The sequence below is a fragment of the Okeania sp. genome (assembly GCF_983059655.1).
On sequence record NZ_CEZPJD010000199.1, the window covers coordinates 1 to 11,207 of the forward strand.

Annotated in this window: 7 protein-coding genes and 1 tRNA gene; 1 reads left to right on the forward strand and 7 read right to left on the reverse strand. The window is 34.2% G+C overall.

The window, feature by feature from the left end:
* Positions 1-1,967: 1,967 nt before the first annotated feature.
* The 5 genes from AC3DU7_RS13290 to AC3DU7_RS13310 all read right to left on the reverse strand — a co-directional run bounded on the left by AC3DU7_RS13290 (position 1,968) and on the right by AC3DU7_RS13310 (position 8,803).
* Positions 1,968-2,039: transfer RNA gene (locus tag AC3DU7_RS13290), tRNA-Gln, on the reverse strand.
* Between the two features lie 761 nt (positions 2,040-2,800).
* On the reverse strand, positions 2,801-4,453 hold the full coding sequence (locus AC3DU7_RS13295) for a dynamin family protein (RefSeq protein ID WP_488039817.1): 1,653 nt from the start codon (positions 4,451-4,453) through the stop codon (positions 2,801-2,803).
* A 564-nt stretch (positions 4,454-5,017) separates the two neighbouring features.
* Positions 5,018-7,096, reverse strand: coding sequence for a dynamin family protein (locus tag AC3DU7_RS13300; protein ID WP_488039818.1), 2,079 nt, complete (start codon positions 7,094-7,096; stop codon positions 5,018-5,020).
* Between the two features lie 494 nt (positions 7,097-7,590).
* Positions 7,591-7,881 carry a hypothetical protein gene (locus tag AC3DU7_RS13305; RefSeq protein WP_488039819.1) on the reverse strand — a complete coding sequence of 97 codons (291 nt, stop codon included), beginning with the start codon at positions 7,879-7,881 and terminating at the stop codon, positions 7,591-7,593.
* Positions 7,882-8,134: 253 nt separating this feature from the next.
* A complete protein-coding gene (locus tag AC3DU7_RS13310; RefSeq protein WP_488039820.1) occupies positions 8,135-8,803 on the reverse strand; it encodes a phosphoribosyltransferase in 669 nt (222 codons plus the stop codon).
* Positions 8,804-9,221: 418 nt separating this feature from the next.
* Here AC3DU7_RS13310 and AC3DU7_RS13315 point away from each other — a divergent pair, with 418 nt between their 5' ends.
* Positions 9,222-9,950 carry a uracil-DNA glycosylase gene (locus AC3DU7_RS13315; protein WP_488039821.1) on the forward strand — a complete coding sequence of 243 codons (729 nt, stop codon included), beginning with the start codon at positions 9,222-9,224 and terminating at the stop codon, positions 9,948-9,950.
* On the opposite strand, the gene AC3DU7_RS13320 is transcribed toward AC3DU7_RS13315, so the two are convergent.
* Together AC3DU7_RS13320 and AC3DU7_RS13325 are read right to left on the reverse strand one after the other, a co-directional pair.
* Positions 9,947-10,180 (reverse strand): DUF167 domain-containing protein, encoded by a 234-nt coding sequence (locus AC3DU7_RS13320; RefSeq protein WP_488039822.1) that lies wholly within the window; start codon positions 10,178-10,180, stop codon positions 9,947-9,949. The two genes, AC3DU7_RS13315 and AC3DU7_RS13320, sit on opposite strands and share 4 nt — an antisense overlap.
* 286 nt (positions 10,181-10,466) lie before the next feature.
* Positions 10,467-11,075, reverse strand: a complete 609-nt coding sequence (locus AC3DU7_RS13325) for a hypothetical protein (RefSeq protein WP_488039823.1) — start codon at positions 11,073-11,075, stop codon at positions 10,467-10,469.
* Positions 11,076-11,207 lie beyond the last annotated feature (132 nt).

Here is an 11,207-nt window from a genome sequence, read left to right on the forward strand (position 1 = left end):
GGAGAACTCATTATTAAATGGAATTGTAAAATAAAAAAAAGGTAATTCTATTAACTCACATTCCGCACGGCAACTTGTAACATTAAAACTAGTATATAAATTTTGAATTTGGTAAGTATTTATACTGTATAAATTATCGTCATTGACCTTTTTCAAGAGTCAAATTCTCAGGAAAATATTAAGCATAAATACTCGCGCACACGCCACATATAAGCTGCACATCATTCCCTACTGACTACTGACTACTGGCTATTGACTACTTGCCATTTATACTACGTTTTGTCGTGCGGAATGTAGGTAAAATGCACAACAGCTTATATGTTTTCGACGGCTTTCATATTTAATTGGTAAAGGAAAACAAGCACAGGTGCCTTTCTATTTTGACAGTTTTTTGAACAGTGAATAACCACACTAAAATTTTCAAAGTTTGGACTTGAGTATAGGTCAAAGATTGTTTAAAATATGACTCATATAAATGATAAAAATTGCATTGCAAGTCGGTCTCTGTGTGTAACTGGACTGACTTTTTTTTACTATAAAATGTAAATGTAATTGATGGCTACTATTAAACCTACATTCAGCACAACAAAACGTAGCATAAAAATAAAAGTCAAAAGTCAAAAGTAAGAAGAAAATTATAGTGGTTAATAGGAGTCAACGATTCAGTAAGTATTTAGGGTTTGCTGAATAAATATCAAATTATTGACTGATATTGGTTTGAGCAATTTTAGGTATGAGAAAAGTACCAGCTTTTCGATGTAAAGAGCTGCAAAAAGCTAGTATTTTGGAATAATTATGACATAAAGATTGAGGGACAATTCTTACTTCTACCGCTCATTCCCCATTTCTCCTGTCTACTGTCTCCTGTCTCCTACCTTCACCCATCAGACTTTTTCAGCAAACCCTATTTGTGCTTGACATTTCACTGAGAATTTGACTCCCGATCAAGGTAAATGAAGATAACTTATACTATTTCTCAAAAGTTTTGCTACATCTGCTTGGGGGTAGAGAGTAGGGAGTGGGGAGTAAAGAGTAGGCTTTAAAAAAATAAGATATTTTGAATTAATGCCGATAATCGTATCCAAACATTACTGAATCATTATTATTACTTAATAACTGAAGTCGCATCGGAAGTATAGCATTATTTTTGGGAATTGATATTATATAGTATCAAGATTTAAGCAAGCTACGGATTTTATACTAATTTTTATGTTACAAATTGAAGTGCGGAATGTGGGATTAAAAAATTGATATAGAACCCCTAAGCGTATCTTGATAAATATCAATTTTTTTAGCCTTGAGTCAGGAGACAGCTATGCTGGAGACAGGAGATTAAGTAGGGAAAAAGGAAGAGGTAAGATGTGGGGATAGATAATACAAAAAATTCAACACTCCTTTTTCAGATTTTTCCTCACTCATTGATGTACGAAAAGACTTGACTACCATAATTATATAGATCTCAAATGGGTTCTATAAAAATAAATTTAAATTATGATAGAAGAGGAAGGTCACGAAGTATACCTACCTCCTTTCTCAAAATTATTATTTTTATCAAAAACGAAAAACCTTGATTTTATACAGAGCTTTAATTCTTGAAATCATTAGACCTCTCCGGAAAAGAGGGAGTAGGGAGTAGGGAGTAGGGAGTAGGGAACTCACCCCTAACCGCTCCCAGGAGGGGAAAGAATTTATGATTTATGGACGATAATTAATTTAATTTTTGATGATCACCAGATGTATATTATCCGACGATAGTTTTAAAGTACTTGTCTCCCCGTTAGGCTATACAAGCAAGTTAAAAGTTCATCAAACAAAACTACAAGTAAAGCAAAAAAAAGTTTATCTTGAGGTATGGGACTAAAATTCTATACTTATTTATAGATAGAAGAAAGCAAATATAGCCTCAACTTCATCATATTATATGGGTACAACTATTCTCTTTAGTTCTATTTATTGTAACTTTTTTACTGGGGCGGAAGGATTCGAACCTCCGAATGGCTGGACCAAAACCAGCTGCCTTACCGCTTGGCGACGCCCCAATTCGTCAACAGTTACTATATTAACACTTATATCCAGGGATTTGTCAAGGATTTTTTTGAATAATCTTGAAATTTTGAATTTTGAGGGTTTATAAACTTGAATCAGATGATTATTTGAGATATGAGGACTTATTCAACTTAGCTGAAACTCTTTGGTATAGCGCTACAAGTTTAGGTTAGGACATTCCTAAATCCACCAAACCCACTCACAGTTTACTTTTGCCTGTTGCCTGTTGCCTGTTGCCTAGCGCGTAGCGCTATATCATCTAGCTCACAGGTATTCAAGAGCTACTGAGCTATAATTTCCGACTGGAGTTTAGACTAATTACCTCGTAGCATCATGGTAAATTATTTCCTACCTTAGCCAATACTAGAGATTATAGCGGTTTTCACAAAGGTAGAATGTAAAGCTTCTGCACTTTGCCTTTAAGCCAAAATCTCTGTACTCTATGTTAATGAAAACTACTATAAGTTATACCATAAATGGTCTTTTAAGGGTTTCGAGCAGTTATTACCATCATGGGTACACTGATATACCCTCCTAAACCCTATGGAAAATCTCCTAGTTGGAAGATTTGTTTTTCACAGAGTGGCCATAAGTCCTACTCATGGCTAAATTTATCCCTATTTCATCTAAAAATACGCGCACTTTTTCCTGTTTCCTATTCCTTAAAAATCTACAATCTCTCACAATTCAAATTAAGATTGCTATATTTTGAATAAAGTTTTTAGCTAGATTTACATCAACATATTCCTATGTCTCAACCAGCTAAAAATTTCAATTCTTGATTTATTTCTGCTGATAAATTATTTAAGAATTTTAATTTACTTCTTAACTTAATCGCTTCTGATGACTGCTGAAGAATCGGAACCTTAATCACTTTTTCTGCCTTTTCTTCATATTCCTCAACTGCTTTTAAAGCTATAGCACTAAAACGACTTAAATAATCTCTGGCAGCATTAGCATAAGCTTGTTTTACCTGCTGCTGATAACTATCTAAATTTTGTGATTTATTCTGTTGATTATCGCTTAAAAAATAGGTGGCACCACCAGCAACAGCTGCACCCATTGGGCCTCCTAATAACCAACCTATTCCAGTGGCGATCGCTATATTTCTTACCCCTCCTGATTTTTTGGTTTCTGATGGGGGTGGGGATGGTAAAAAAACTTTAGGAGCTTCAGGAAATGTCATGATTAATTCCATGGGTTCTTCTTGTTGAAAAAACTCACAAGCTTTATCTATCCATTCGGTAATGTCTTGTTTATATTGAAGAACTTCTGGTCGAAATTTTTCGGACTCCCAAATATTAAAAGTTCTTTGCTCCAAAACTATAGCCAATTCAAATTGATGGCGCTCTAAAAGTTTAGTTAAATATAGCCAACTTTGGAAATTTGAACTACTTTTTTGAAAGCCTTGTGTAATTAATTTTTCTGCCCGCTTTTGAATCTCAAATTTTTCACTTTTACGCTCTTGAATAGCAATTAATTCTTTAGTTACCTCCTTAGCACTAGCCTCCATTACTTGGCATAACTGAAAAGCGATAGCCTGTATTCTTGGTAATTGAATATCTATCTTTTTTCCATAAGTTTCAACAATGTTTTGTAAAGCAGATTCAAAAATTGCTAAACCCGTTGTTTGTGCAACAGAAATATCACCTTTTAATCGACCACGCAAAGCCGGCAAAGCATCAACTCGATATAAATTACTAATATTATTTGGTAGTTCGGAGCGAAAACTTTCTGCTAGAAATCGTATTCTATTGTTAACTTCTGTTTGTTCATCTGGAGAGAGTAAATTCATAAAATTAACGACAAAAACTACTGTCTTAATACCTCTTTCCCACAACCAATCTCGGAGATTTTCTTGCTCTCCTAAAGTCATCAAACTTCTGGCATCTAAAACCTGTACTACTAGATCGGAAGTTAACAATTTATCCTGCACCAAAATATCTTGAGCTTCTCGGTCATTAGTTCCTGGTAAATCTAAAAACTCAACTCCTATTTTCAAGAAAGGATGAGGACAATAAACTTCTACTGAAGTCACATCATCTCGCATTCGACGGTTATTATCTAGCACTGCATATTGTTTAAGAATATCTGTACCAGTTTCACAAATTTGACTTCCATCTTTCAGATTAATTTTAGTCTGTAATTCTTTGCCATACTTTATAGAAATTGCAGCTCCAGTAGTAGGAATCAAATCAATAGGTAATGTGCGTTGACCTAAGAAAGCATTTAGTAAAGTAGATTTGCCATAATTAAACGGAGCAAAAACAGCAATTTTAAAAGAGGGACTTTTCAGATATTCACAGATAGAAATTATATTTTTTTTCAGTTGAGAATCTGGCTCAAGTTCTAATATTCCGAGAGCAGAATTAAAATAGCGAATCAAGTTATCAAAATTAGTCTGCAATTCTCACTTCTCCTTTATATAGCAATATTATTTGAATTATGAAATACTGTAGATTTTAGGGAACAGGGAACAGGGGATAAAGAACATTAAAGCAATAAAAGTATCACAAATGATTTAGAATTGCTATATATTCATATTATTTATATAGAATTCCTCTTTACAGTTTACAGTTATGAAAAAAATATTCTGTGGCAGATAACAGGGAACAGTGGGAAAAGTATTTCTCTGTCTTAGAGTTCATAATCAACATAAATCTTAAAATGCTAACCAACTCGTTACTTGCTATAGAAAAAGAAAATAGGGGTAAATATAGTTTACTGGTTAGGACAATAAATTGTTAGTTGTAATGGAACACCAGATATGGGAATAGAGGAATTTTCTAATACCATTTTGAAAAAATAATTTTACGAATAATAAGTGTGATTAAACAACTTTAAACGAGATGTCTCTTTAACAAAAAGGTGCTGAAAATTGTTTGGGGTTATTAAGACACAAATTGGTGTGCCGAAGACTATCTATAAGGAATCTTCCCTTCTGCCTTCTGCCTTCTACCTTTTGCCTTCTTCAAACAATTGCTTTCATAAAATCCTGATAAACGGCAACTATTTTTGTACACTCAGATGACACATCAGTTTCTAACTGTTGAAAACGAGATAATTCTGCATCATTATTAATTTCTTGTTCCTGTTTTTGCTTCAGCAAATTATCTAATTCCGATTTCCGAGATTTAATATCATCATCTATTCTTTCTTTAACTTCTCCTTCATAAGTATCAAAACATTCTTTAATCGCATCATAAATAGGTTGCCACTGTTGATTTGCTACTTCAGGCAAATGTTTAACCAACTCTTTTTTCGCCACTTGAACTACTTTTTTCCGTGCTTCATCTGCCTGCATTACACCTATACCTAAACCTAACAAAGCTAAACCAATAGGTCCTAAAGTTACCCCCGTAAATAAAGTAATTGCTGTATATATTCCTCCTACAGCCAACAAATTGAGCAAGATATTTTTCCAATCAAAACCTGCTCCGGCCATCGCCATACCTGCAATATTACCCCTAGCTAATGAAAATAATCCCATAGCCCATTTTGCCCAGCTGGGAGCATTATCTTCACTAGAGGTAGAAAGGGCAGATTTTACCTTTTTTCCTGTTAGTTTTTCAGTTATTTTATCTGTGACTTTTGTATAGGAAGCACCATAATGAGCAGCTCTTCTGGAAAGTTGTAAAAATGCTGCATCCATCTTATTTTCAACAGTAATAGTCCATGCTGCTAATTTATCGCTAATATATTGTTCAAATCCTTTTTTTAGCTCTATTTCAAAGGCTTCTCTTTTACTAGGGTTAATGAAATCTAGAAATTTCATATCTGGTTGATAGCGTAAAAAGTCTGATTCAAAAGTATGTTCCAGGTCGAGGACATAAGAACGAAAAGAATTAGCAACTTCAGTCGCTTCTCGGTCTCGAACTGTTCTAATTTCTGATTGAAATTGGTCGCGAATTTCAGCAAGTTTATGAAACTCTGGTGCTACAGAATTAATCTTATTTATTAGCTCTTCAATATTCTGTTCTAATAAAGGAGTACGACGGGCGATCGCCTCTCTTAGGTAACTATCTATTTGATTTGCTAAAGTTTTGGCTTGTCGAAATTCTTGAGCAGCTCTTTCTTGAGTTAAAAATTTATTTAATGAACCAAAAAATTCTGGAAAACCTGTTCCTTCTAAAGAAGCTGAAGGATTTTTTAATCGCCGTCTTAATGCCAGAATTGAAGATAGTTCAAAAACTCTTTCTTGATAGATATTTTTATTTTCTTCTATACAATACTCATTGAGGTTAGCTTGAAAAACTTTTCTTAGTCTTACCTCTGCTTCTTCTAATTCTTCTTGGTCATCTGGGTCAATTAAACTATCTTGTACTTGATCCCAAGCATTAATTAAAAAGAAGACACTCAACCCTCTACCTTTAATATAATTTTCTAGATAGCGACGTTCTCCTAAAGTACAAGGTTGAGTTGCTCTCATCACAAATAAAATAGCATGACAATTATTAATATAACCAAGAGACAATTCATTCCGTGCTTCTGTATCATTTAAACCAGGACTATCAACAATTTCTATACCTTTTTCTAAAATTTGTAGGGGATATTCAACCACCGCATAATCAATATCAGGAAATGCTTGTTTTTTTTCTTTTTCTAATCTTTTTGCCTCTGCTGGGTCAATTGTATAGTTTCGTTTGAAGCTTTTAAAATCTAGTGACAGAGGTTTTTTTCCATCATTAAAATGTATAGTAACTTTTTTTTCTTGTCCAAATTTTAATACCGTTAATAATGCTGTACAAGGATTAACGTCACTAGGTAAAATATTTTCACCTATTAAAGCATTAAGAAATGTACTTTTTCCCCGTTTCATATCTCCCAATACCATCAAGCGAAAAACACCAAGACGGAGATTTTTACCAGCATTTTTAATATCTTCTATTTCTCTTTCTAATCCTAATTTTCCAGAAGTTTTTTGACCTTCTAATTCTGCTTTTTCTAAAGTTTCAGCTATTGTACATAAACTAGCAGCTACTTCAGTTCTAACTTTAGCTACTCTTTCTAAATCTTGGATGAAATTTTCTGCTTCTATTTTGTAACTCATTTTGATTTGAATAAATTAATTACTTGGCAAGCATTCAGCGGTCAGCTATCAGCTTTATAGAATTAAAAGTATGAGGTAAGCATTTAGCTATTAGCTTTCAGCTGTCAGTTTTCATAAGAGGGCTTAAATGAATATAGCCAGTTTTTTTAGTAAGATTTAATTCTGACCCAATTAGTAAAGCTTTTATCTAAAACTAAAAGCAATAGCTGTTAACGCAGTTCCTCCCGAGGAGGCTAGCTGATTAGCTGACTGCTGAATGCTTAAAGTATGAGTAAAAGAAAAGTCCATTACTTAACCTTAGCAGTAAGCCCGAGCAACATCTATATTTCCCTCCATAAAGTTGAAAATGTAGTAGAAGTTAAACGAGTACTTGCTTAATTCATTAAAAAGCTGAATGCGAACCCATTCCACATCGGAGAGCTGACTGTTAATAGCTGATTCCTAATTACTCTATAAAAGAACTTCTTTTTTGTTGATTTCAAATCAAACATTTTCTAACGAATTAAATCAGCAAAACTATAAGTACTAAGAATTAATAATAGTATAGCTGTGAATTGGGAAGCCTGTATTTGAGGAGATGGCGCAAGTGCTTCTCTAACCAAAATAGAAATAGAAGAACCCATTACATAACTCAAGCATAATACTAAACATTGCCATTGCTCTGTAATACTCCAGCACAATAATAATACTATGGCAAAAACTAACATTATTAACTCAATAAAGCCCGGTGGATTATATTGTATACCACCCCTAAGATTTTGACACCACAATTGTAAAATTCTCATGTTTTTGATATTAAATAAAATCACAAAATTCCGATTAATTACCAGAAAAAAATTTATGGCATTTATACTTATATTTTGCTGAATAAATCTCAAATAATTACCAGATAAAGGTTTTAGCCTTTTTAGGCATTGAAAAAGTACAAAGTTAGCATTTTTAGTAAGAGTTGAGCAAAAAAATTCTTCCCTACTCCTTAAAAAAGACTTTTTCAGCAAACCCTACTTAATAAATAAAAATTAAAAATTTTTTTTACTCTCACAACCATTCATCCTGTTGTTTGAGACAAGCCAAAGCAACCTTCATTTCCACCTGAGTAAACTCAGCATAAAATCGACTCACACTCAAAAATGGCCGAGGAGTTTCCAATACAATTAAGCGATCGCAACAATCTTTCAAAAATTTAATCAATTCTGGTGGAGCAACTGGCACAGATATCCAGACAGCATTCGGTTTTTGCAACCTAATAGACTTTAACGCAGCCACCATAGTCATTCCCGTAGCTATTCCATCATCAACTAAAATTACTAACCTACCTAGAGGAATAACTTGAGGCTTTCCACCACTAAGACATTCTAATTGAGACTGTGCTTTCTCCCTTGCTCTTTCAATCATAGTCTGTTGGACTTGTAAATTGCGTGGTTTGTGTCTCGACCACACTATACAACCATCTGCTGTCACAGCACCAAGAGCCAATTCTGGATTATCCGGTAAAGTAATTTTCTTCGCCACCACCACACTCAAAGGACAACCCAACCGACGCGCAACCATCACTGCTACTGGCAACCCCCCTCTTGGTAGACCATAGACTATAGGTTTAATCATCCACTCAGTAGTCAAATGAGTTTGACAGAAATCTGAAAAAATAACCTCAGCCAATTTTTCTCCAGCATCAGTGCGGTCTCGAAATATGGGAATAGATGACATAATTTTCTCCAGCTACTGGCACTTATCAATGGATAATGGATAATTGATAATTGATAATTAGGGCTTGCGGATTAAATGTTAAAGTGTTTACTGGTAAAGGTTCCAGCCTTTGCAGGTACTAAGGGAGTACCAAATTTTAGGTAATTCCAGTTCAAAAATGAGCGTATTTTGGGAAAGATAGGGGTAAAAATCAAGGGAAGATTCTTCTGGCTAGCTCTTCTATGATTCTCATTCCTCCTAGATTCTGAATTCTGTTTGCGGAGCATTCCGTAACGATTTTAACTAGTTTTAACTACAAGTAATTATCTATTACTTATTATCCATTAATGAAATTTTACCTAATGGCCTTCAAGTTGAGACTTTCTGCCCAAAACTTTAGACTAAACACTAGTGACAATTGATTCTTAAATCTCCTTTCATGTCTAACGAAAAACAACTTAGTCTCTTCGACTGGTCAAACAATGATTATTCTGAGGAATCTACCTCTAATTCTGACTTTGACTCCAAACTCATTCCCACAGATGCTAAAATTCCCATTCCTTCTGAAACATATCAAACAATGGAACAAATAGCAGTCCATTGTAACCAATGTTGTAGATGTGAACTAGGACAAAACCGTACTAATGCTGTCATTGGTAGAGGAAACCCCCAGGCAGACATTATGATTATAGGGGAAGCACCCGGTCAAAATGAAGATGAACAAGGTCTGCCATTCGTTGGTAGATCTGGGCAACTCTTGGACAAAATTTTGCAGTCGGTGGAGCTAAGTAGCGATCGCGACGTTTATATTTCTAATGCTATTAGATGTCGGCCACCAGAAAATCGGACTCCTACTACTCAAGAAATAGAAGCTTGTAAACCTTATTTACTGGAGCAAATACGTCTTGTAAGCCCAAAAATTATTCTTTTAACTGGAGCAACGGCAGTTAAAGCTTTGACTGGCGATAAGCGAGGTATTACTAAAATTAGAGGCCAATGGCTGGAATGGGAAGGGCGACTTTGTATGCCCATTTTTCATCCAGCTTATCTTTTGCGAAATCCTTCTCGGGAGCCAGGCAAACCAAAGTGGTTAATGTGGCAAGATATTCAGGCGGTTAAACAAAAGTTAGATGAATTAGAGGGAGATAGTAATTCTATAGATTTTTAGACTTCTGGTAGAGGTAGTTCAATCAATTTATTCTTTGAAGATAAACCCGATTTAATCGTAATTTCTGATTTTTTCACGTTAAACTTTTTTGCCAATAGTTTGATTAATTCTTGATTAGCTTTACCATCCACAGGTGGAGATTTCAAACATACTTTAAAACTGCCATCTGCTTCTCTTTCAATACTTTGTTGTGGAGAATTAGGTTTAACTTTTACCTTAAAAATAGCCATAATTATGGGTTTGCTGAAAAAGTCTTATGAGTGAAGGGAGGAGTCAGGAGTCAGGAGAAACGAGAAATTATAGAGTAGGTAGTCGGAAAAATTGTTCCTCAATTTTTCTGCCATAATCATCCCAAAATACTAGCTTTTTGCAGCTCTTACCACCGAAAAGCTGGCACTTTTTTAGACCAAAAATGCTACAACCAATATCAGTTAATGCTTTGATATTTAATCAGCAAACTCTAATTAAATCACTAATAAAAATTGACATAAATTCTACTAGAACAGTCATAATTTATTATTCCTCATTCTGACTCCTACCTAGTAAATAACATCCTTTTAACCAAGCTCTAATACCTCTAGCGAATACTCCATTACTACTATCTTCTGGTTGTGGGGGTAAATCGCCTAGTAAACTTTCTTCTATAGAAAACATATTAACTAACTCCCATTTTCTCTGATTTTGCCTCAGAAATAACCAATGAAATTGTTGTAACTCTACTACCTGACTATCTCGATATTGTCTTTCTAAAGTTGTCAGAAAAATTTGATTAATATCCTCCTGAAAAAAAGGCATATAATCTATCGGTAAAGGTTCAAACTCAGGACGACCTGCTATGACTATATTCCTTTCTAAATAATCTTCATTTGATTGGCGATCGCGTTGAATTTCACGATTAACATAACCAGGTAAATCTAATATTAAATTTGCCATGAGAATTTCTAAATCTTCAGAGTTTTCTGGGCAAGTAGATTTTGGTTTCGGAGGCTCAGTTGATTCTATTTTTTCTATTCTAGGTTTTCTAGGTCTTCTAGGTCGTCTTTTTCTGACTATCAAATAATTGTCAATCGTCAAAAATAGGGAATTAGGGAAAGATAAATCATCACTGACTGTACTAACAATCATGATTATAGAAATGAATATTTTCAAATAAAATAACATTCGCCTCTAGGATTTTCAGATTGATATTTCCCTGAAAGTTATCATGTCTGAAAAATATTTACTGTTCAGCAGTTTTTTCCAAAAATTTAATAAGTT

Coding starts and splice junctions, on each gene's coding strand:
- AC3DU7_RS13300 (WP_488039818.1), bottom strand. CDS start 7,096: ATGAGTTACAAAATAGAAGCAGAAAATTTCATCCAAGATTTAGAAAGA.
- AC3DU7_RS13305 (WP_488039819.1), bottom strand. CDS start 7,881: ATGAGAATTTTACAATTGTGGTGTCAAAATCTTAGGGGTGGTATACAA.
- AC3DU7_RS13310 (WP_488039820.1), bottom strand. CDS start 8,803: ATGTCATCTATTCCCATATTTCGAGACCGCACTGATGCTGGAGAAAAA.
- AC3DU7_RS13315 (WP_488039821.1), top strand. CDS start 9,222: ATGTCTAACGAAAAACAACTTAGTCTCTTCGACTGGTCAAACAATGAT.
- AC3DU7_RS13320 (WP_488039822.1), bottom strand. CDS start 10,180: ATGGCTATTTTTAAGGTAAAAGTTAAACCTAATTCTCCACAACAAAGT.
- AC3DU7_RS13325 (WP_488039823.1), bottom strand. CDS start 11,075: ATGATTGTTAGTACAGTCAGTGATGATTTATCTTTCCCTAATTCCCTA.